The sequence below is a fragment of the Streptomyces sp. NPDC047971 genome, assembly GCF_040653355.1.
GTDB lineage: Bacteria > Actinomycetota > Actinomycetes > Streptomycetales > Streptomycetaceae > Streptomyces.
The window spans coordinates 160,907-182,581 of record NZ_JBEZNW010000009.1 but is presented as its reverse complement, the minus strand read 5'-3'; the positions used below and the strand labels follow the sequence as shown (position 1 = coordinate 182,581).

19 protein-coding genes are annotated in these 21,675 nt (G+C 72.3%); 10 read left to right on the top strand and 9 right to left on the bottom strand.

The window, feature by feature from the left end:
* Positions 1-38 precede the first annotated feature (38 nt).
* From AB0D99_RS12295 to AB0D99_RS12285, 3 genes are all read left to right on the top strand, one after another.
* On the top strand, positions 39-1,271 hold the full coding sequence (locus AB0D99_RS12295; RefSeq protein WP_362359414.1) for an arginine deiminase: 1,233 nt from the start codon (positions 39-41) through the stop codon (positions 1,269-1,271).
* 144 nt (positions 1,272-1,415) lie between these two features.
* Positions 1,416-2,426, top strand: a complete 1,011-nt coding sequence (argF, locus tag AB0D99_RS12290; RefSeq protein WP_362359412.1) for an ornithine carbamoyltransferase — start codon at positions 1,416-1,418, stop codon at positions 2,424-2,426.
* A 144-nt stretch (positions 2,427-2,570) separates the two neighbouring features.
* Positions 2,571-4,070 carry an amino acid permease gene (locus tag AB0D99_RS12285; RefSeq protein WP_362359410.1) on the top strand — a complete coding sequence of 500 codons (1,500 nt, stop codon included), beginning with the start codon at positions 2,571-2,573 and terminating at the stop codon, positions 4,068-4,070.
* On the opposite strand, the gene AB0D99_RS12280 is transcribed toward AB0D99_RS12285, so the two are convergent.
* Positions 4,030-4,467: an ATP-binding protein gene (locus tag AB0D99_RS12280; protein WP_362359408.1), complete on the bottom strand. Its 438-nt coding sequence runs from the start codon at positions 4,465-4,467 to the stop codon at positions 4,030-4,032. The two genes, AB0D99_RS12285 and AB0D99_RS12280, sit on opposite strands and share 41 nt — an antisense overlap.
* Before the next feature lie 235 nt (positions 4,468-4,702).
* Between AB0D99_RS12280 and AB0D99_RS12275 the strand changes: the two genes are divergently transcribed.
* Together AB0D99_RS12275 and AB0D99_RS12270 are read left to right on the top strand one after the other, a co-directional pair.
* Positions 4,703-5,530 carry an enoyl-CoA hydratase family protein gene (locus tag AB0D99_RS12275; protein ID WP_362359405.1) on the top strand — a complete coding sequence of 276 codons (828 nt, stop codon included), beginning with the start codon at positions 4,703-4,705 and terminating at the stop codon, positions 5,528-5,530.
* 2 nt (positions 5,531-5,532) lie between these two features.
* Positions 5,533-7,974 (top strand): bifunctional salicylyl-CoA 5-hydroxylase/oxidoreductase, encoded by a 2,442-nt coding sequence (locus AB0D99_RS12270; protein ID WP_362359489.1) that lies wholly within the window; start codon positions 5,533-5,535, stop codon positions 7,972-7,974.
* A 42-nt stretch (positions 7,975-8,016) separates the two neighbouring features.
* Here the strand turns inward: AB0D99_RS12270 and AB0D99_RS12265 are convergent, their stop codons facing one another.
* Positions 8,017-8,859 (bottom strand): PaaX family transcriptional regulator C-terminal domain-containing protein, encoded by an 843-nt coding sequence (locus AB0D99_RS12265; RefSeq protein WP_362359403.1) that lies wholly within the window; start codon positions 8,857-8,859, stop codon positions 8,017-8,019.
* 9 nt (positions 8,860-8,868) lie between these two features.
* Positions 8,869-10,512, bottom strand: a complete 1,644-nt coding sequence (locus AB0D99_RS12260) for an AMP-binding protein (protein ID WP_362359401.1) — start codon at positions 10,510-10,512, stop codon at positions 8,869-8,871.
* Between the two features lie 119 nt (positions 10,513-10,631).
* Here AB0D99_RS12260 and AB0D99_RS12255 point away from each other — a divergent pair, with 119 nt between their 5' ends.
* The 4 genes from AB0D99_RS12255 (at position 10,632) to AB0D99_RS12240 (ending at position 14,776) form a co-directional block, all read left to right on the top strand.
* A complete protein-coding gene (locus tag AB0D99_RS12255) occupies positions 10,632-11,867 on the top strand; it encodes an acyl-CoA dehydrogenase family protein (RefSeq protein WP_362359399.1) in 1,236 nt (411 codons plus the stop codon).
* Positions 11,864-12,262: a RidA family protein gene (locus AB0D99_RS12250; protein ID WP_362359397.1), complete on the top strand. Its 399-nt coding sequence runs from the start codon at positions 11,864-11,866 to the stop codon at positions 12,260-12,262. Before AB0D99_RS12255 ends, AB0D99_RS12250 begins: the two co-directional genes overlap by 4 nt.
* A gap of 19 nt (positions 12,263-12,281) precedes the next feature.
* Positions 12,282-13,127, top strand: coding sequence for an alpha/beta hydrolase (locus AB0D99_RS12245; protein WP_362359395.1), 846 nt, complete (start codon positions 12,282-12,284; stop codon positions 13,125-13,127).
* 95 nt (positions 13,128-13,222) lie between these two features.
* Positions 13,223-14,776 carry an MFS transporter gene (locus AB0D99_RS12240; RefSeq protein WP_362359393.1) on the top strand — a complete coding sequence of 518 codons (1,554 nt, stop codon included), beginning with the start codon at positions 13,223-13,225 and terminating at the stop codon, positions 14,774-14,776.
* Between the two features lie 92 nt (positions 14,777-14,868).
* Here AB0D99_RS12240 and AB0D99_RS12235 read toward each other — a convergent pair whose 3' ends face one another.
* From AB0D99_RS12235 to AB0D99_RS12220, 4 genes are all read right to left on the bottom strand, one after another.
* Positions 14,869-15,582, bottom strand: coding sequence for a hypothetical protein (locus AB0D99_RS12235; RefSeq protein WP_362359391.1), 714 nt, complete (start codon positions 15,580-15,582; stop codon positions 14,869-14,871).
* Positions 15,583-15,712: 130 nt separating this feature from the next.
* Positions 15,713-17,242 (bottom strand): UDP-N-acetylglucosamine 1-carboxyvinyltransferase, encoded by a 1,530-nt coding sequence (locus AB0D99_RS12230; RefSeq protein ID WP_362359389.1) that lies wholly within the window; start codon positions 17,240-17,242, stop codon positions 15,713-15,715.
* A 50-nt stretch (positions 17,243-17,292) separates the two neighbouring features.
* Positions 17,293-17,649: a VOC family protein gene (locus AB0D99_RS12225; RefSeq protein WP_362359387.1), complete on the bottom strand. Its 357-nt coding sequence runs from the start codon at positions 17,647-17,649 to the stop codon at positions 17,293-17,295.
* Between the two features lie 70 nt (positions 17,650-17,719).
* Complete coding sequence (locus AB0D99_RS12220; RefSeq protein ID WP_362359385.1) at positions 17,720-19,597, bottom strand: amidohydrolase; 1,878 nt, start codon at positions 19,595-19,597, stop codon at positions 17,720-17,722.
* A 93-nt stretch (positions 19,598-19,690) separates the two neighbouring features.
* On the opposite strand from AB0D99_RS12220, the gene AB0D99_RS12215 reads away from it, so the two are divergent.
* On the top strand, positions 19,691-20,689 hold the full coding sequence (locus AB0D99_RS12215; protein ID WP_362359383.1) for a LacI family DNA-binding transcriptional regulator: 999 nt from the start codon (positions 19,691-19,693) through the stop codon (positions 20,687-20,689).
* Positions 20,690-20,693: 4 nt separating this feature from the next.
* Here AB0D99_RS12215 and AB0D99_RS12210 read toward each other — a convergent pair whose 3' ends face one another.
* Both AB0D99_RS12210 and AB0D99_RS12205 read right to left on the bottom strand, forming a co-directional pair.
* On the bottom strand, positions 20,694-21,305 hold the full coding sequence (locus tag AB0D99_RS12210) for an AraC family transcriptional regulator (RefSeq protein ID WP_362359487.1): 612 nt from the start codon (positions 21,303-21,305) through the stop codon (positions 20,694-20,696).
* On the bottom strand, positions 21,224-21,664 hold the full coding sequence (locus tag AB0D99_RS12205; RefSeq protein ID WP_362359381.1) for a cupin domain-containing protein: 441 nt from the start codon (positions 21,662-21,664) through the stop codon (positions 21,224-21,226). The genes AB0D99_RS12210 and AB0D99_RS12205 overlap by 82 nt, the downstream gene beginning before the upstream one ends.
* Between the last annotated feature and the right edge of the window lie 11 nt (positions 21,665-21,675).

The following is a 21,675-nucleotide window of genomic DNA, read 5'->3' as shown; positions in this document are numbered from 1 at the left end:
ACCACGCGCGAGCCGCCCGGCTCCGTCAGGATGGGCGCATGGGATTCCATGTCGACTCCGAGGCCGGGCGGCTGCGCCGCGTCATACTGCACCGGCCCGATCTGGAGCTGAAGCGGCTGACACCCTCCAACAAGGACGCTCTCCTCTTCGACGACGTGCTCTGGGTGCGCCGGGCCCGCCAGGAGCACGACGGATTCGCCGACGTCCTGCGCGACCGGGGCGTCGAGGTCCATCTCTTCGGGGATCTCCTGCGCGAGTCCCTCGAACTGCCCGCCGCCCGCAAACTCGTCCTCGACCGGGTCTTCGACGAGAAGGAGCACGGCCCGCTGGCCGCCGACCATCTGCGCGCGGCCTTCGACGCGCTCGACGCCCCCGAGCTCGTCGAGGCTCTGGTCGGCGGGATGACCAAGCGGGAGTTCCTGGCCTCGCACCGCGAACCGACCTCGGTCCGCTTCCACGTCATGGATCTGGACGACTTCGTCCTGCGGCCGCTGCCCAACCACATCTTCACCCGGGACACCTCGGCCTGGATCTACGACGGCGTCTCCATCAACGCGATGCGCTGGCCGGCCCGGCAGCGCGAGACGGTCCACTTCGAGGCGATCTACAAGCACCATCCGCTCTTCACCGGACCCGAGGCGGGCGGCTTCCATCACTGGTCGGAGGGGCAGTCCGACTATCCGTCGACGATCGAGGGCGGGGACGTGCTCGTCATCGGCAACGGCGCCGTCCTCATCGGGATGAGCGAGCGCACCACCCCGCAGGCGGTGGAGATGCTGGCGCGCGGCCTGTTCGCCGCCGGCTCGGCCCGGACGATCATCGCGCTGGACATGCCGAAGCGCCGCGCGTTCATGCACCTCGACACGGTCATGACGATGGTCGACCACGACACCTTCACCCAGTACGCGGGGCTCGGAATGCTCCGCTCGTACACGATCGAACCCGGCGACGAGGGGCAGTCGCTCCGGGTCACCGACCACCCTCCGGAGCAGATGCACAGCGCGATCGCCGCCGCGCTGGGGCTGCAGGACCTCCGCGTCCTGACGGCGACGCAGGACGTCCACGCGGCGGAACGCGAGCAGTGGGACGACGGCTGCAACGTGCTGGCCGTCGAGCCGGGCGTGGTGGTGGCGTACGAGCGGAACGTCACCACCAACACGCATCTGCGCAAGCAGGGGATCGAGGTGATCGAGATCCCGGGGAGCGAGCTGGGGCGGGGGAGGGGCGGACCGCGCTGCATGAGCTGTCCGGTGGAGCGGGACGCCGTGTAGGAGGAGCGGGCGGGTGAGGGCCCGGCCGGATCGGTATCGGTGGGGATACGAGTGGGCCGCATCACTGTATAGACATGCTGGTCAACGTATAGACTTCCAGGCGTTGACTCGTTCGCCGTATCCGACCGTACCCAGGAGCACCCCATGGCCCCCGACCTCATCGGCCGCCACTTCCTCAAGGAGCTGGACTTCACCGCCGAGGAGTTCCGCGGTCTGATCGAGCTCGCCGCCGAGCTGAAGGCGGCGAAGAAGGCGGGTGAGGAGGTCCAGCGGCTGCGCGGCAAGAACATCGCCCTGATCTTCGAGAAGACCTCGACGCGCACCCGCTGCGCCTTCGAGGTCGCCGCCGCCGACCAGGGTGCCTCCACGACCTATCTCGACCCCTCCGGTTCGCAGATCGGGCACAAGGAGTCGGTCAAGGACACGGCCCGCGTCCTCGGCCGGATGTTCGACGGCATCGAGTACCGCGGCGACAGCCAGGCGCATGTCGAGGCGTTCGCCGCCCACGCGGGCGTCCCCGTCTTCAACGGTCTGACGGACGACTGGCACCCCACCCAGATGCTCGCCGACGTCCTGACGATGACCGAGCACACGGACAAGCCGCTGGACGCCGTCACGTTCGCCTACCTCGGCGACGCCCGCTTCAACATGGGCAACAGCTACCTGATCACCGGCGCCCTGCTCGGCATGGACGTGCGGATCGTCGCGCCCGAGGCGTACTGGCCCGCCGAGGAGGTCGTCGCCTCGGCGCGGAAGCTGGCCGAGACGAGCGGGGCCACGATCACGCTCACCGAGGACGTCGCCGCGGGCGTCCACGGCGCCGATTTCGTCGCCACCGACGTCTGGGTCTCCATGGGGGAGCCCAAGGAGGTCTGGGACGAGCGGATCGCCCACCTCGCCCCGTACTCCGTGACGATGGACGTCCTGCGCGCCACGGGGAAGGCGGACGTGAGGTTCCTGCACTGTCTGCCGGCCTTCCACGACCTGGGGACGGCCGTCGGCCGCGACATCCACGCCCGGCACGGGCTGACCGAGCTGGAGGTCTCGGACGAGGTCTTCGAGTCGGAGTACTCCGTCGTCTTCGACGAGGCGGAGAACCGGATGCACACGATCAAGGCGGTCCTGGTGGCGACGATGGCCCCCGTCCTCGGATAGCGATACGTCCGATTGGGTGTATATGCGCACCCATGGTTACCATCGGTCGATTGGTGGGGTCCGGGCTCGCACGCTCGGGCCCCACACGTGTGTGACCCACGCGTGCGTGTGCGCGTGTGCTCGACCAGAGATGAGAACCACCGCATGTCCCCGTCCGCGTCGCGGATCAAATCCCCCCAGCAGCTGATCGCCGAATCCGGTGCGGACCTCGAAGGCCACGGCCTCAAGCGCACCATGGGCCTCTTCCAGCTCGTGTGCTTCGGCGTCGGCGCGATCGTCGGCACCGGCATCTTCGTCGGTCTGTCCGACAGCGTCGCCGAGGCCGGCCCCGCCGTCGTGATCTCCTTCGTCCTGGCCGCGATCACCTGCATCTTCACCGCGCTCTCCTTCGCCGAGCTCGGCGGCGCGATCCCCGTCTCCGGCTCCTCCTACTCCTTCGCCTACGCGAGCCTCGGCGAGCGGGTCGCCTTCCTCGTCGGCTGGTGTCTGCTCCTGGAGTACGGCGTCTCGGTGTCGGCGGTCGCGGTCGGGTGGAGCCAGTACCTCAACGAGCTGCTCGACAGCCTCGTCGGCCTGAAGCTGCCCGCCGCCCTGTCCTCCGGTCCCGCCGACGGCGGCGTGATCAACCTGCCGGCCGTGGTCGTCATCCTCCTCGCCGCCGTGCTGCTGGTGCGCGGGATCCGGGAGAGCGCCCGGGCGACGGCCGCGATGGCCGTCCTCAAGATCGGCGTCCTGATCGTCTTCTGCGCGATCGGCTTCACCGCCTTCCAGGACGGCAACCTCTCCCCGTTCGCCGGGCACGGCGCCGCCGGGATCACCGCGGGGGCCTCGCTGGCCTTCTTCTCGTACATCGGCTTCGACGCCATCACCACCGCCGGCGAGGAGGTGAAGAACCCCCGCCGCACCATCCCCCTCGCCATCCTCATCTGCATCGGGGTCGTCACGGTGCTCTACGGCGCGGTGGCGCTCTCGGCGATCGGGGCGCTCGGCGCCGACGCCGTCGGCGACAAGCCGGCCGCGCTCTCGCTCGTGGTCGACCAGGTCACCGGATCGACGGTCGGCGGCGGGATCATCGCCTTCGGCGCGGTCGTCGCGATCGCGTCCGTCGTCCTCGCCGTGATGTACGGACAGACCCGCATCCTGATGTCGATGTCCCGCGACGGGCTCGTCCCCCGGGTCTTCGAGCGGGTCTCGCCGAAGAGCGCGACCCCGGTCGCCAACACCTGGATCGTGGCCGCCGTCTTCGCGGTCCCCGCCGCGTTCTCCTCGCTCGACGTCGTGGTCGGTCTGACGACGATCGGCACGCTGGCGGTCATGGCGGTCGTGAACGTCTCGGTGATCGTGCTGCGCCGCCGCGACCCGGAGCTGCCCCGCTCCTTCCGGGTGCCGCTCTACCCGTTCAGTCCGCTGCTCGGGGTCGCCTTCTGCCTGTATCTGATCTGGGGCACGGGCTGGGAGACCTGGGTGCAGTTCGCGGTCTTCCTCGCCGTCGGCGCGCTGGTGTACGCGTTCTACGGGCGCCGCAACTCGCGCCTGGTCACGGCCGCGCCGTCCGCCGCTGCCGGGGGCGCAGCCCTTCCGGGCGCCGCTGCCGGGGCCGGGGCTACGCCGGCCGGCGCTGTGCCGGTATCGCGGGAAGCGTGAACCAGACCGCCTTGCCGTGAGCGGTGGGGCGGTGGCCGCAGTCGCTGCTGAGCGCGCGGATGAGCAGCAGGCCACGGCCGTGCTCCTGCCAGGGGTCGGGCCACTCGCCCGGCTCCTGGCCGATCAGCTCTCCGGGGCGGGCCGGCCTGCGGTCGTGCACCTCGACCTGACAGCCGCCGGGCGTGAGCTCGACGACGAGCTCGATGGGCTCCCTGTCGTCGGTGTGCTCGACGGCGTTGGCGACCAGCTCGGCGGTCAGCAGCTCCGCCGTGTCGCGGTCCGCCGGGGAGTCGTGGCCGCTGAGGGCCGTGCGGACCAGCGAGCGGGCGATCGGCACGGCCGCCGTGGTGTGCGGAAGCCGCCGGCGCCACGTGGTGGGGGCGGTGGCTTCGGCCATGGCGGGTCCGTTCGACGGGGAGGGGAGGGGGACGCCTCCGGGGACGTCCTGGTTTCCACCTTACGAACCGAGGGAGGGCACGCCATGGGCACCCCCTCCCTCGCGGCAGGGCCCCGGGTCCCCGCTGGGCGGGACCTTCGGCGGCACCGGCCCGCCCTTCGCTCTATCGCGTGCTCGTGACGACAGTCACAACACGGTGATACGCTCCGGACAGGAGGAAGGGAGGCCGTTCCGTATGAGTCCCTTTATCGGCTCCGCACCCCGTACCGAGCGCTGGCACCATCTGCGGCTCGCCGTCGACGACGGCGTCGCCACCGTCACCCTCGCCCGCCCGGAGAAACTCAACGCGCTCACCTTCGGCGCCTACGCCGACCTGCGTGATCTGCTCGCCGAGCTCTCCCGGGAACGCACCGTGCGCGCGCTCGTCCTCGGCGGCGAGGGCCGTGGCTTCTGCTCCGGCGGCGACGTGGACGAGATCATCGGCGCGACGCTCTCCATGGACACGGCGCAACTGCTCGACTTCAACCGGATGACCGGGCAGGTCGTCCGGGCCATCCGGGAGTGCCCCTTCCCCGTGATCGCCGCGGTCCACGGCGTCGCGGCCGGGGCGGGCGCCGTCCTGGCCCTCGCCGCCGACTTCCGGATCGCCGACCCGAGCGCCCGCTTCGCGTTCCTCTTCACCCGCGTCGGGCTCTCCGGCGGCGACATGGGCGCGGCCTACCTGCTGCCCCGGGTCGTCGGCCTCGGCCACGCGACCCGGCTGCTCATGCTCGGCGAACCGGTCCGCGCACCCGAGGCCGAACGGATCGGCCTGCTCAGCGAACTCACCGAGGACGGCGGCGCCGACGCGCGCGCCGCGGAGCTGGCCCGCCGCCTCGCCGACGGCCCCGCCCTCGCCCACGCGCAGACCAAGGCCCTGCTCACGGCCGAGCTGGACATGCCGCTCGCGGCCTCCGTCGAACTCGACGCCAACACCCAGGCGCTGCTGATGAACGGCGAGGACTACGCCGAGTTCCACGCGGCGTTCACCGAGAAGCGGACCCCGAAGTGGCGCGGGCGGTGACGATGGCCCCCGCCGGAGACGCCCCCGCCCCGCGGGACGCGACGGCCGGACCGAGCGCGTCCGCCGTCCGGAGCGCCACCCCGTCGGCGGGCGGTACCGCCGCCCGGAGCGCCGCCGCGCCCCGACCGGAGCCCACCCGCCCCGCCCCGCTCCGTGTCGCGGTCGTCGGGGGCGGGCCCGGCGGGCTGTACGCCGCCGCGCTGCTCAAGAGGCTCGACCCCGAGCGCGAGGTCACCGTCTGGGAGCGCAACGCCCCCGAGGACACCTTCGGTTTCGGAGTCGTCCTCTCCGACGAGACCCTCGGCGGGATCGAGCACGCCGACCCCGTCGTGTACCGCGCCCTCCAGGACGCCTTCGTCCGCTGGGACGACATCCACATCGCCCACCGCGGACACCTCCTCACCTCCACGGGCCACGGCTTCGCCGCGCTCGGCCGCCGCCGTCTCCTGGAGATCCTGCACGCCCGCTGCGCCGAACTCGGCGTACGGCTCCGCTTCCGCACCGAGGCCCCGCCCGCCGCCGACCTCGCCGCCACCCACGACCTCGTCGTCGCGGCCGACGGGGTCCACAGCCGCACCCGCGACGCCCACGCGGACGTCTTCAGGCCCAGCCTCACCACCCACCGTTGCCGGTACATCTGGCTCGCCGCCGACTTCGCCTTCGACGCCTTCCGCTTCGAGATCGCCGAGACCGAGTACGGAGTGATGCAGCTCCACGGCTACCCCTTCTCCGCCGACTCCTCCACCGTCATCGTGGAGATGCGCGAGGAGGTGTGGCGGGCCGCCGGCTTCGACGAACTCGACGAGGCGGAGTCCACCGCCCGCTGCGCCAAGCTCTTCGCCGAGGCGCTCGGCGGCCGGGCCCTGCGCTCCAACAACTCCTCCTGGACCGCCTTCCGTACCGTCGTCAACGCACGCTGGTCGCACGGGAACACCGTCCTCCTGGGCGACGCCGCCCACACCGCGCACTTCTCCATCGGCTCCGGCACCAAGCTCGCCGTCGAGGACGCCCTCGCGCTCGCCGCCTGCGTCGAGGAACAGCCCACCCTGGCCGAGGCGCTCGCCGCGTACGAGACGGAACGCCGCCCCGTCGTCGAGTCCACCCAGCGCGCGGCCGCGGCCAGCCTGCGCTGGTTCGAGGAGCTCGACGGCTACCTCGACCAGCCGTCACGCCAGTTCGCCTTCAACCTCCTCACCCGTAGCCGCCGCGTCACCCACGACAACCTGCGGCTGCGCGACCCCGACTTCACCGGCTCCGTCGAGCGCGCGTTCGGCTGCCCGCCCGACACCCCGCCGATGTTCACCCCGCTCCGGCTCCGTGGACTGACCCTCCGCAACCGGGTCGTCGTCTCGCCGATGGACATGTACGTCGCCGAGGACGGCCTCCCCGGCGACTTCCACCTCGTCCACCTCGGCGCGCGAGCGCTCGGCGGCGCCGGACTCGTCATGACCGAGATGGTCTGCGTCGGCCCCGAGGGCCGGATCACCCCCGGCTGCACCGGCCTCTGGACCGACGAGCAGGCGGCGGCCTGGAGCAGGATCACCGCCTTCGTCCACGCACAGTCGCCCGGCACCGCGATCGGCGTCCAGCTCGGACACTCCGGCCGCAAGGGCTCCACCCGCAGGATGTGGGAGGGCATCGACCAGCCGCTCCCCGAGGGGAACTGGCCGCTGACCGCCCCCTCCCCGCTCCCGTACCGGCCCGGCGTCAACCAGATCCCGCACGCCCTGGACCGGGCCGGGATGACAGCCGTGCGCGAGCAGTTCGTCGCCGCCGCCCGACGGGCCGCCCGCTCCGGCTTCGACCTCCTCGAACTGCACTGCGCGCACGGCTATCTGCTCTCCGGCTTCCTCTCCCCGCTGACCAACCGGCGCGAGGACGCCTACGGCGGGGCGCTCTCCGGACGGCTGCGCTTCCCGCTCGAAGTCTTCGACGCCGTCCGCGAGGCATGGCCGCAGGACCGGCCGATGACCGTACGGATCTCCGCCACCGACTGGGCGGAGGGGGGCACGACGGCGGAGGACGCGATCGGGATCGCCCGTGCCTTCGCCGACCACGGAGCGGACGCCCTCGACGTCTCCACCGGCCAGGTGGTCCCCGACGAGCGCCCCGAGTACGGCCGCTCGTACCAGACCCCGTACGCCGACCGGATCCGCAACGCGCTCGGCGTCCCGGTGATCGCGGTCGGCGCGATCTCCTCCTGGGACGACGTCAACTCCCTGCTCCTGGCAGGCCGCGCCGACCTCTGCGCCCTCGCCCGCCCCCACCTCTACGACCCGCACTGGACGCTGCACGCGGCAGCCGACCAGGACTACCGGGGCCCGGCGGCCCCCTGGCCCCCTCCGTACCGCGCCGGCAGCCGCACACCCCCGACGGGCCGCACGGACGCGCCGAAGCCGAGACTCACGCTCCGAACCCCGTCGCCCGGAGAACCGGCCCCCTGAGGTCCGTCGGGCGGGGATCCGGTGCCGAAGCCCGCCGTCGGCTCACGCACCGGTACGGCGGTCGGCGTCCCCGGCCGGCCGCGCGAACTCCGCGCCGCGGTCCCGAAGCCTCGCGTGCAGCGCGGCGAACACCTCCGCCGAGCGGGCGCCGGGCCAGTCCGGCGGCAGCAGCTCGGGGGGGAGGACCGGGTCCGCGTACGGGAGGCGGCGCCAGGAGTCCAGGGCGAAGAGGTAGTCCCGGTAGGCGTCCTCCGCCGAGCCGGGCGAGGCCGTCCACGTCCGCAGCACCGGTTCGTGGGCCGCGAGGAACTCCTCGTGGAGCTTGGCGATCGACGGGAGGTCCCACCAGCGGCCCACCGCCTCCGCCGTCGCCGCGTAGCCGAGGTGCTCCCCCCGGAAGAGGTCCACGTACGCCGAGAGCTCCAGGCGCTCCAGGGTGTGCCTGGTCTCCTCGTACAGCCGCGCCGGCGCGATCCAGACACCCGGCGACGCCGTCCCGAAGCCCAGCCGCGCCAGCCGTGAGCGCAGCAGATGGCGCTTGTGGCGCTCGGCCTCCGGGACGGTGAAGACCGCGAGGACCCAGCCGTCGGACAGGCTGGGCTCCGTGCGGTTGTAGATCCGGCGGTCGCCGTCGTCCAGGAGCTGGCGCGCGTCGTCCGACAGGGCGTACCCGGCCGCCCCGTCCGCCGTCCGGCGCGGCAGCAGCAGGCCCCGCCGCTTCAGCCGCGACACCGACGACCGCACCGAGGGCGCGTCCACGCCGAGCACCGCGAGGAGGCGGATGAGCTCGGCCACCGGCAACGGCTCCTCGAACGGCGCGAGGCCGCGGCCGTACGCGCCGTACAGCGAGACGATCAGGGAACGGGGGGTGTGCTGCTCGGCCACGTGATCACTCTAGGGGGTGTCCTCGGGCACCGCGCGCAGCCGGAATCGCTGGAGCTTCCCCGTGGCCGTCCGGGGCAGCGCGTCCAGGAAGACGATCTCGCGCGGGCTCTTGTACGGCACCAGCCGGGCCCGTACGAAGGCCCGCAGCGCACCCGCCGTGTCCGCGTCGCGCGGAACCCCGTCCCGTACGACCGCGTACGCGACCACGATCTGGCCGCGCACCTCGTCCGGGCGGCCCACCACCGCCGCCTCGACCACGTCGGGGTGGGCGAGCAGCGCCTCCTCGACCTGGGGCCCCGCGATGTTGAACCCGGCCGAGATGATCATGTCGTCGGCACGGGCCACATAGCGGAAGTAGCCCTCCGGGTCGCGGACGTACGTGTCGCCCGTGACGTTCCAGCCGTCGTGGACGTACTCGCTCTGCCGCGGGTCCGACAGGTAGCGGCAGCCGACCGGCCCGCGCACCGCGAGCAGACCCTCCTGGCCGTCGGGGACCTCCGCGCCGGCGGCGTCGACCACCCGCGCCTGCCAGCCGGGCACCGGCCGCCCGGTCGTCCCGGGGCGGATGTCCCCGTCGGCCGCGGAGATGAAGATGTGCAGCAGCTCGGTGGCTCCGATGCCGTTGATCAGCTTCAGGCCGGTGCGCCGGTGCCAGGCGTCCCAGGTCGCGGCCGGCAGGTTCTCGCCCGCGGACACGCACCGCCGCAGCGACCGCAGCACGGCCGGGTCGTACGCGCCCTCCCGGTCGATCTCCTCCAGCATCAGCCGGTACGCGGTCGGAGCCGTGAACAGCACCGACACCTGGTGGTCCGCGATCGCCCTCAGCAGCTGCTTCGGTCCCGCCTGCTCCAGCAGCAGCGCGCTGGCGCCGGCCCGCAGGGGGAAGAGGACGAGACCGCCGAGACCGAAGGTGAAGCCGAGCGGGGGCGAGCCGGCGAAGACATCGTCCGGTGCGGGACGCAGGACGTGCGCGGAGAAGGTGTCGGCGACCGCGAGGACGTCGCGGTGGAAGTGCATGCATCCCTTGGGACGCCCGGTGGTTCCCGAGGTGAAGGCGATCAGGGCGACGTCGTCCCCGGCCGTCTCCACCGCCTCGTAGGTGTCCGGCCGGCCCATGGCGAGGGAGAGCAGATCGTCGGGGGAGTCCCCGCCGAACGCGGTGATCCGCAGCCCGGGCACCTCGGCCTTGACCAGGTCGTCGACGCTCCGGATGTCGCACAGCGCGTGGGTGCAGTGCGCCATCTCGCACATCACGGCCAGTTCCTGGGCGCGCTGCTGGGCCAGGACGGTGACGGCGACCGCGCCGGCCTTCATCACCGCGAGCCAGCAGGCGGCCAGCCAGGGCGTGGTGGGGCCGCGCAGAAGCACCCGGTTGCCGGGCAGGATGCCGAGGTCGGCGGTCAGCACGTGGGCGATCCGGTTCACCCGTTCGCTCAGCTGTCCATATGTCCAGACATTCCCGTGTCCGTCCCGGAAGGCGGGTCGTTCCGGGCCGAAACGTTCGATCGTGCGGTCGAGCAGCTCCGCCCCGCAGTTGAGGCGCTCCGGATAGGCCAGCTCCGGAAGGTCGAAGAGCATGTGGGGCCAGGTGTCGGCGGGCGGCAGATGGTCGCGCGCGAAGGTGTCGTGGTGGGCCGAGGGGGTCAGCTCCATGAGTTCGTCCCCTTGTCGTCGTGGGGTCGCCCATCGAGCGTATCGTGATGGTGACGACAGTCAACGGTGCGCGATAGAACTGATGCAGGCGAGCGAGCCAGAGGGAGACAGGGGTCCGAATGTCCGTATTCTCACTCGATCCACGCCAGACCGCCCGGTGTGCGGAGCTCCGCGCCCTCGCGGCCGAGCATCTGCGGCCGCTCGCGGAGAAGGGCGAGCCGGGCCGGGTCAACCGCCCCCTGGTCGCCGCCCTCGGCGAGTTCGGCCTCCTCGACGGACTCTTCGAGGCGGGCGCCCTCGACCTCTGCCTGCTGCGCGAGTCCCTCGCCCACTCGTGTACGGAGGCCGAGACCGCGCTCGCCCTCCAGGGCCTCGGCGGCCACCCCGTCGCCGCCTTCGGCACACCCGACCAGCGGGCCCGCTGGCTCCCCGAGATCGTCGCGGGCCGCGCCGTCGCGGCCTTCGCGCTCAGCGAGCCCGACGCGGGCTCCGACGCGGCCGCGCTCTCCCTGGAGGCACGCCCCGACGGCGCGGGAGGCTGGCGACTCCACGGCGAGAAGCGCTGGATCTCCAACGCCCCCGAGGCCGACTTCGCCACCGTCTTCGCCCGGACGACCCGGGGCGCCGGAGCGCGCGGCGTCACCGCCTTCCTCGTCCCCGCCGACCGGCCCGGCCTCTCCGGCACACCCCTGGACATGCTCGCTCCGCACGCCATCGGCTCCCTGGTCTTCGACGGCGTCCCGGTCGGCCCGGCGGACGTCCTCGGCGAGACCGACCGGGGCTTCCGCGTCGCCATGACCACCCTCAACCGCTTCCGCCCCAGCGTCGGCGCCTTCGCCGTCGGCATGGCCCAGGCCGCCCTCGACGCGACCCTCGCCCACACCGCCGCCCGGCCCGCCTTCGGCGGCGTCCTCCGGGACCTCCAGGCCGTCTCCCACCAGGTCGCCGAGATGGCCACCCGCACCGAGGCCGCACGCCTGCTCGTGTACGCGGCGGCAGCGGCGTACGACGCGGGCGCGGCCGACGTGCCCCGGCGCTCGGCAATGGCGAAACTGCTGGCGACCGAGACGGCGCAGTACGTGGTCGACGCCGCCGTCCAACTGCACGGCGCACGGGCGCTGCAACGCGGCCACCTGCTGGAACACCTCTACCGGGAGGTGCGTGCCCCACGCATCTACGAAGGAGCGACGGAGGTCCAGCGCACCATCATCGCCAAGGAGCTGTACGCCACGGCCGAGGCGGTCGCGGGCCCGCCGCCACCCGTGACGCCCGGCCCGCCCGCCGAGGTGCCGCGTGCCGGAGGGTCGCGCACCGAGCCCGTCGTCGCCGCCGAGCCGAAGGAGCCGTCCCGATGAGCCTGCACCGGCACAACCCCGCGCAACTGTCCCCGCCCACCGGCTTCTCCCACGCCGTGACCGCCGTCGGCACCAGGCTCGTCTTCCTCGCCGGCCAGACCAGCCTGGACCGCGACGGCAAGATCGTGGGGGAGACCCTGCCCGAGCAGTTCGAGACCGCGCTCACCAACCTCCTCACCGCCCTCCGGCACGCCGGAGGCACCGCCCGCGATCTCGCCCGCGTCACCGTCTACGCCACGGACGTCGCCGACTACCGCGCCCACGCCCCTGAACTCGGCGCCATCTGGCGGAGGTTGGCGGGCCGCGACTACCCGGCGATGGCCGTGATCGGAGTCGTACGGCTGTGGGACGATCAGGCTCAGGTGGAGCTGGACGGCTTCGCGGTGGTGGAGTAGGCCGGGCGACAGGGGGGCCATGCCGGAGATCGAGCTGACCGCGGGAACCATCGCGTACGAGGACACCGGCGGCCCGGGCCCGGTGCTCGTCCTGCTGCACGGGCTCGTCCACGACGCCACCGTCTGGCGCGAGGTGATCGCCGAACTCGCCCCGGACCACCGGGTGGTGGCACCGACCCTCCCGTACGGCTCCCACCGCACCCCGATGAACCCCGAGGTGCCGCTCTCGCCCGACAGCGTCGTCGACCTGATCGCCGAACTCCTCGACCGGCTCGACCTCACCGACGTCGTCCTCGTCGAGAGCGACTGCGGGCGCGCCCAGACCGTGGCCGTCCGGCACCCCGAACGCCTCGCCGGGCTCGTCCTGATCTCCTGCGAGGCGTTCGACAACTACCCGCCCGGCACGCCCGGCAAGATGATCGACCTGGCCTGCCGCATCCCCGGTGGCGTCCTGCTGATGGCCCGTGTCCTCGGCCTGAAGCCGCTGCGCCGACTGCCCGTCGGCCTCGGGGCGCTCACCCGCCGACCGGTGCCCGAGGCGATCGCCGACGCCTGGCTGCGGCCCCTGCGCACCGACCCCGCGATCCGCCACGACTTCCGCCGCTACTGCCTCGCCGTCCGCAAGGACGAACTCCTGCGGGCCGCCGAGGGACTGCGGACGTTCGACCGTCCCGCGCTCGTCGTCTGGGCCGTCGACGACCTGATGATGCCGCGCGAACACGGCCGCCGACTCGCCGAACTCCTGCCCCGGGGGCGGCTCGTCGAGATCGCGGACAGCAGGACGCTCGTCGCCGAGGACCAGCCCGAACGGCTGGCGAAGGAGCTGCGCGCCTTCGTCGCGGAGACCTCCGCGGGCGGGTCTTGATCAACTGGTCAGCCGCCGGACCCGGGCTTAGTGTCGAAAGGGTGGACTGACCGGCCCACGGCTCCCCCACACCAGGCGAGGGGGCGCGATGCGCCATGAGTACCCCGAAGCCGACGTCTCCAGCGGAGACCACAGCGTCAAGGAAGGGCGGTGACGGCAAGGGCATCGCCCTTTTCGTGATCGCGTCCTGTCAGCTGATGGTCGTGCTCGACATCACGATCGTCAACATCGCGTTGCCGCACATCCAGAGCTCTCTCGACTTCTCCACGACCAGCCTGTCGTGGGTGGTCAACGCCTACACGCTGACCTTCGGCGGACTGCTGCTCCTCGGTGGACGAGCCGGCGACATCCTCGGCCGCCGCCGCGTCTTCATGTTCGGCATCCTGCTCTTCGGATTCGCCTCGCTGCTCTGCGGATTTGCCCAGAACGACTGGCAACTCCTCGCGGCGCGGGCGCTCCAGGGCGTCGGCGGAGCGATCGCCTCCCCGACCTCGCTCTCCCTGATCACCACGAACTTCGACGAAGGCCCGGAACGCAACCGGGCGTTCGGCGTGTTCGCGGCGGTCTCGGCCGGCGGCGGCGCGATCGGGCTCGTCGCGGGCGGACTGCTCGTCGAGTGGCTCGACTGGCGCTGGATCTTCTTCGTCAACGTGCCGATCGCGCTGCTCATCGCGTTCCTGACGCCCCGCCACATCAAGGAGTCCGAGCGGCACCCCGGCCACTTCGACTTCACCGGAGCGTTCACCTCGACCCTCGGCATGGTGGCGCTGGTGTACGGCTTCATCCGGGCCTCCCAGGAGGGCTGGCGCGACCCGTGGACGCTCGCCTCGTTCGGCGCCGCGGTCGTCCTGCTGCTCCTGTTCATCCTGGTGGAGCGCCGGTCCCGGCAGCCGATCACTCCGCTGCACATGTTCGCCGACCGCAATCGGGCGGGCACGTACGCGATCATGCTCTGTCTGGCCGCGGCGATCTTCGGCATGTTCTTCTTCCTGACGCTGTGGGTGCAGGGAGTCCTGCACTTCAGCCCGCTGAAGACCGGCCTCGCCTTCCTGCCCGTCAGCGCGATCATCGCGGTCGGCGCCGGCTTCGCCTCCCAACTGCTGCCCAAGTTCGGTCCGAAACCCTTCATGGTCGTCGGCTCGCTGCTGTCGGCGGCCGGCCTGTCCTGGCTGACCCTGACCAACGTCGACTCGACCTATCTGGGGAGCATCCTGGGCCCGATCCTCGTCTTCGGCCTGGGCATGGGCCTGATGTTCGTCTCGCTGACCATCATGGCGCTGTCCAACGTCGAGCAGAGGGAGGCGGGCGCGGCGTCCGGCCTGCTCAACGCCACGCAGCAGGTGGGCGGTTCGCTGGGTCTCTCGATCCTGGTGACGGTCTTCGGCACGGCCAGCCGCAACGAGGCGCAGGAACAGATACCGATCTTCCTGTCCCAGGCGGGCCCCCTGGAGAAGGCCCGGTTCGCCGAGACCGGCCAACTGCCCCCGCCCTACGCGGACGAGGTCCTCACCTCCGGCGTCTCGTCCGGCTTCATCACGGCGGCGGCGTTCGCCATCGTGGCGTTCTTCATCGCCCTGTTCGTCATCCAGGTCCGAGCCTCGGACATCGAACGCCTCAAGGGCGGCATGGGCCCCCCGGGCGTCGGCTGACCCGCATCCCGGGACGGGCACGCCGGACACCCGCCGTGCCCGCTCCTGGCTGCTCGTGGGGGATCGGACGGGGTGAGCGCCTGGAGGCTCGGTCAGTCCCTGCCGTACTTGCGGTGGTAGTCGTCGTCGTTGTCGTAATCGCCGTCGTAGTACTCGTCAGGGTTGCCGTGATCGCGGTGCCACTCGTCGTCGTTGTCGTAGATCCCGTCGTAGTAGCTGTCGTTGTCGCGAGAGTCGCGAGGCCGGCCGCCTTCCGTGTTCGGGGCGTTCCCGGGCTCGGGGGTGTACGCGGGGGACGAGGAGTCGAGAGGCGGCGGCGTCGTCGTGGTGGAGCCGGCCTCGGGTTCGGTGATCGAAGCGGTGGACGACTCGGAGGGGCTGCTCTCGGGCTCGGGGGCCAGGCCGGTGGACGACCCCGAGGGGCTGCGGTCGGGCTCCTCACCCCAGCTGACGGGAAGGGCGACGATGGCGACGGCCATCACGAGACCGGCGACGAGGTACAAGAGGGTGCCCGAGGGAGCCCGCCTCTCGGTCTTGCCGGTCTTCCTCACCGTTCCCTTGCCGGGGCGAGCAGCGCTGCTTTCCGACAGGCCGACGGAGTTGTGACGGGAGGCCGAGGCGCGTTCCGATCGGTCCGCGCGCTCGGACGGCGTGAGCCATGTCTGCTCGACGCCGGCGGCAGGTGTCCGCCGTGCACCGGTCCACGCGTGAACGGCTTCGCGCGAGTGGCGGCGCGTGGCGTCGCCCATCGACTCTCCGTCGGCGAACGTGATCGGCTTCTCGCACTTGGCGCACTGCCAGTCCATCGACTCCCCCGCTTCTGCCGGTGCCGACCGAGCTTACGGCTGCTCGAAGGGCCCGGATGGGCCCTTCGAGCAGAGAGGCTCGGGCGGACGTGGGGGAGGGGCGCGCGGCTCGGCTCCGAGCCCCGGCTTTCTAGATGTCCCGGAAGATCTCGATCTGCGCGCCCACCGAGTTCAGGCGCTCCGCCAGTTCCTCGTAGCCGCGGTTGATGACGTACACGTTGCGCAGGACCGACGTGCCCTCCGCCGCCATCATCGCGAGGAGGACGACCACCGCCGGGCGCAGGGCCGGGGGGCACATCATCTCTGCGGCGCGCCAGCGGGTGGGGCCCTCGACCAGGACGCGGTGGGGGTCCAGGAGTTGGAGGCGGCCGCCGAGGCGGTTGAGATCGGTGAGGTAGATCGCGCGGTTGTCGTAGACCCAGTCGTGGATCAGGGTCTTGCCCTGCGCGGTCGCCGCGATGGCCGCGAAGAAGGGGACGTTGTCGATGTTGAGGCCCGGGAACGGCATCGGGTGGATCTTGTCGATCGGCGCCTCCAGCTTGGAGGGGCGGACCGTCAGGTCGACCAGGCGCGTACGGCCGTTGTCCGCCGGGTACTCCGGCGAGCGGTCGTGGTCGAGGCCCATCTCCTCCAGGACCGCGAGCTCGATCTCCATGAACTCGATCGGGACCCGCCGGATCGTCAGCTCCGACTCGGTGACGACGGCCGCGGCCAGCAGGCTCATCGCCTCGACCGGGTCCTCGGAGGGGGAGTAGTCCACGTCGACGTCGATCTGCGCGATGCCGTGCACGGTGAGGGTCGTGGTGCCGATGCCCTCGACCCGTACGCCCAGGGCCTCCAGGAAGAAGCACAGGTCCTGGACCATGTAGTTGGAGGAGGCGTTGCGGATGACGGTCACGCCGTCGTGGCGGGCGGCGGCCAGCAGCGCGTTCTCGGTCACGGTGTCGCCGCGCTCGGTCAGCACGATCGGGCGGTCGGGGACGACGGACGACTCGACCCGCGCGTGGTAGAGGCCCTCGGTGGCGGTGATGTCCAGACCGAAGCGGCGCAGCGCGATCATGTGCGGCTCGATGGTGCGCGTACCGAGGTCGCAGCCGCCCGCATAGGGCAGCTTGAAGCGGTCGAGGCGGTGCAGCAGCGGGCCGAGGAACATGATGATGGAGCGGGTGCGGATCGCGGCCTCGGCGTCGATCGAGTCCATGTCCAGCTCGGCCGGCGGCACGATCTCCAGGTCGACGCCGTCGTTGATCCAACGGGTGCGGACCCCGATGGAGTTGAGGACCTCCAGGAGCCGGAAGACCTCCTCGATCCGGGCGACGCGGCGCAGGACCGTGCGGCCCTTGTTGAGGAGCGAGGCGCAGAGCAGGGCGACACAGGCGTTCTTGCTCGTCTTGACGTCGATGGCACCGGAGAGCCGGCGGCGGCCGACGACCCGCAGATGCATGGGGCCGGCGTAACCCAGAGAGACGATCTCGCTGTCGAGCGCTTCACCGATGCGTGCGATCATCTCAAGACTGATGTTCTGGTTGCCGCGCTCGATCCGGTTGACCGCGCTCTGGCTGGTGGCCAGGGCCTCCGCGAGCTGCGTCTGGGTCCAGCCGCGGTGCTGGCGGGCGTCACGGATGAGCTTGCCGATGCGTACGAGGTAGTCGTCTGCCATGCCGTCACGTTATCTCAGATATGAGATGGGTCCTGCGAGGGGGTGGGCCATCAGGGTGACGGAGTGTGCGCGGTGGGGTGGCGCGGTTCATAGAGCGGCAGTTCGGCGCCGCTCGGCATGCGTACGGCGGCGAGGAGTCCCCAGCCCTGGTCGCTGATGGGCCGTGAGACCTGCACCCCGCGGTCCTCCAGGGTGGTCAGCGTGCCGGTGATGTCCTCGCACATCAGGTAGAACTCGTGCTTCGGCCCGCCCTCCGTGGGGTGGACCGCGAGCTCCGCCGGAGGCAGCCGGAAGATGAGCCAGCCGCCGCCCGCGTCGACGTGGTCGAAGCCCAGGACGTCCTTGACGAACGCCCGGTCGGTCTCCGCGTCCGGGGTGTAGAGGATCACATGCGCGCCGCTGAACATGGTTCGATCCTCGGCCTCCCGTACGGCCCCGGCAATTCCTCCGCGGCCGTACGGGGGCCGGTGCGACCCGTCAGTTCTCGCCGCAGCCGCACGCCCGGTGGCGGCCGCCGTGGACCGCCGCGTACGCCGAAGGGCGCGGCGCCGACACCGCGCGGGCCAGGCCGGCGGCCGCGGTCCGGCCCGAGGCCGAGTCCGCGTCGTGGACCACGCGGCCCCCGACCAGCGTGAGCCGCACCTCGGTGTCGCTGATGTCCGCGACCGGACAACGTGTGACATCCCGGTCGAGAACCACCAGATCGGCGGCCCGTCCCTCCCGCACCGTCCCGGTCTCCCCGTCCATGCGCAGCTGCCATGCCGTGCCGTACGTGTGCATCCGCAGTGCCGAGGTGCGGCTCAGGCCCTCCAGCTCCCGGTAGAGCGGCCCGTCGCCGTGCGAGCCCTGCCGGTCGATCGCCGTCCGGATCTGGTTCCACACCTGGAGCGCGTCGACCGGCCAGTCCGAGCCGCCCGAGAGCAGGGCGCCGTGACGCTCCAGCGAGCGCGCCGGGTACATCCAGCGGTGCCGCTCGGGCCCGATGTGCGGCAGCAGCGCCTCCATCGTCCAGGTGTCCCGGGCCGCCCACTGCAGCTGCATGCAGGCCGCCACGCCCAGTTCGGCGAAGCGCCGCAGGTCGGCCGGGTCGACCAGCTGGAGGTGGGCGACGGCGTTGCGCGCGTCGCGCAGCCCCGTCGCGCGGCGGGCGTAGGCGTAGCCGTCGAGCGCGGTGCGCACCGCGCGGTCGCCGAGACCGTGGGCATGCAGCTGCCAGCCGGCCCGGTTGAAGGCGGCCGTCAGTCGCCCGTAGTCCCGACCGGAAACATAGAGTTCGCCCCGATTCGTCGTCGGGCGCCCTTCCCCGTCCAGATAGGGTTCGAGCAAGGCCGCGGTCTGCGCCGGGTACTCGATCACCCCGTCCAGGAACACCTTGATCATTCCGAACCGCAGCCCCCGCACGCCGCCGAACTCCCGGCGCAGCCCCCGCGCGTACGCGAGCGCGGCCGCCGGGTCCTTCGCCTGCTCCGAGTCGATCCGGATCGCCGGGACGATCCGCTGCGGCAGCTTCCCCGCCGCCGACAGGGCCTGATACGTGCTCAGCTCCCCGCGCCCGACCCAGGCGTCCATCATGGTGGTGACGCCGGAGGCCGCCGCCCGGCCGAGAACCCGGGCGCACGCCTCGACCAGCTCGGCCTCGCTCGGCTCCGGGATGTGCCGGGTCACCAGCGGCTGGGCGTCGTCCTTGAGCACCCCGGTCGGCCTGCCGTCCGCCCCCTTCACGATCTTCCCGCCCACCGGGTCCGGCGTCGTGGCCGTGATGCCGGCGATCTCCAGGGCGCGGGCGTTGACCCAGATGTTGTGGCCGTCGCCGCCGACCAGGGCGACCGGGCGGCGGGTCGGCAGGGAGTCGAGCAGCGCGTGGTGGGGCAGGGTCCCCTGCGGCAGCAGACCGACCGGATTCCAGTCCTCCACCACCAGCCAGCCGTCCGGCTCCTGGCCCGGGGTGTCCTTCAGGAACCCGGTCAGGATCGCCAGGAGCTCCTCCTTCGTCGTCTCCGCGCCTTCGAGGGAGGGCCGCAACGAGCGGCTGCCGGCACCCAGCGGATGGACGTGACCGTCGTGGATGCCGCTCATCACGGTCGCCCCGCGCGCGTCCACGACCTCGGTGTCGCGGCCGACGAGGCGGAGCAGCTCGGTGCCGCGCCCGGTGGCCAGGATCCGGCCGTCGCGCCCGACGGCCACGGCCTCGACGGGCCGGGCGCCGGGCCGACCGGTGAACACCCGCGCGTTGTGCACGACCAGGGCGGCGGACCGGGGGCGGGAGCCCGCCGCCGCGGGGCCGGCGGCGACCCCGACGAGCCCCGCCGCACCGGCGGCGGCGAGAACGGTGCGCCGGCTCAGGGAAGAAGTCATGACCACTCCAAACATTGGCTGTGGCCGGACGTTCGCTGATTAACGTCGTAACCAGTAGCCTCCCCGGGCCGCGAAATCCGTACGATGGCGCGCATGTCAGGGCCCACCCTCACCGACATCGCCCGCGCCGCCGAGGTGTCCACCGCGACGGTGTCGCATGCCCTCAACGGGACGGGCCGGCTCGGCGAGTCCACGCGCCGCAGGGTCCGCGAGGTCGCCGCGGCCCTCGGTTACGGATCGCGCCGTACGCCCCTGAGCCGCACCGGAACGCTCGGCCTCGCCGTCACCACCTTCGCCGGCGAGCCCTGGAACTACCTGGAAGTCCCCTACTTCTCCCGGCTGCTGACCACCGCCACCGCCACCGCGCACGCCCATGGCTACGCCCTCACGGTGCTGCCCGCGGCGCGCGGTGGGGAGACCCTGTGGCACACCCTGACCGTCGACGGCATGCTCCTGCTGGACAGCCCCGACGACGATCCGGTCCGGCGCGCCCTGCGGGCCCGGGGCATCCCCGTGGTCTTCGACGGCCGCCCCGCCGACCCGTGCCCCGACGACGTCTGGGTCGACAACGACCACGCCGCCACCACCCGCGAGGTCCTCGACCACCTGGCCACCGCCGGCGCCCGCCGGATCGCGCTGCATGCCGGGTTCGGCCGCGAGTACTACACCGGCGCGGTGACCAGGGCCTATGAGGAGTGGTGCCGGGAGCACGGGCACGACCCGCTGGTGATCCCCTTCGACCCGGACGACGCGCCCGGCCACGCCTTCGACCGGGCCTTCGCCGACCGCGCCTGCGACGCCGTCCACGCCGTCTACGACCCCGGCGGCCGCCAGGCCCACGCGGCCGCGGCCCGGCACGGCCTGCGGATCCCCGACGACCTGCTCCTCGTCTGCGCCAGCGAGGATCCCGCCTACGCCGAGACCGACCCGCCCGTGACCACCGTGACGCTGCGGCCGGAGGCGATCGCGGAGGCGGCCGTCACGACCCTGGTCGCCCGTCTCGACCCCGCCCTCCCCGATCCCGCGCCGGGCGGCCGGACGATCCCGGCCCGGATCCGCCCCCGCGCCTCGTCCCGCCCGAGGGGCGGGTGAGGGCCTACACCGTCGCCCGGGCCGCCGCGCGGTGCTGGGTGGGACGGATTCCGTACACGCGGTGGAAGGCGACGCTGAGTCCGAAGGCGCTGCCGTAGCCGACCTGTCGGGCGATCGACTCCACGGTGGCCTCGGTGCGCGCCAGCAGATCGGCGGCGAGGGCGAGCCGCCAGCCGGTCAGATAGGTCATCGGCGGCTCGCCGACCAGCTCGCCGAAGCGACGCGCGAAGGTCGCCCGGGACACACCGGTCTCCTCGGCGAGGGCGGTCACGGTCCACGGGCGGGCGGGACGGTCGTGGATCAGACGCAGCGCCCGGCCGGCGACGGGGTCGCCGAGTGCGCGGTACCACCCGGGCGGATCGGCCTCGGGGCGGGTGAACCACTCCCGCAGCGTGGAGAGCAGGAGCAGATCGAGGAGCCGGTCGAGGACGGCCTGCTGCCCGGGTTCGTCCCGGGAGACCTCCTCGGCGGTGAGGTCCAGGATCGGGCCGGGCCGCCCGTCGTTGCGCACCACGAGCACTCGGGGGAGCGCGCTCAGCAGCCGTTCCGAGACCCGGCCGCCGACCTGGTAGCTGCCGGTGAGCAGCACGGTCGGGCCGTCCAGGCTGTTCCGCAGGTGCGCATCCCCAGGACGATGTCCTCGCTGATCTCCTCGCCGTCGGCCGTGGTGCACCGGTCGGGACCCGCCAGGACGTACAGCGGCGGAGCCGTCGAGTCGGCGCTGTCGGCGAAGGAGAACGGCTCCGGGCCGACCACGATCGCCACATCGCCCCGCTCCAGCGGGACGGGCCCGCCGTCGGGCGTGCCGGAGGCGCCGTCGCCGGGGAGGACCCAGCCCGAGCCGCGCAACATGGTGACCAGGGTGATCGGTCGGCGGTCCGCGAACCGGATCGACCACGGCGGCGTGAGCACGTTCCGGCTGAACAGCGCTCCGTCGGACCGCACCTCGTACAGCAGACTCGCCAGCGCATCCATGGCGGCAAGGT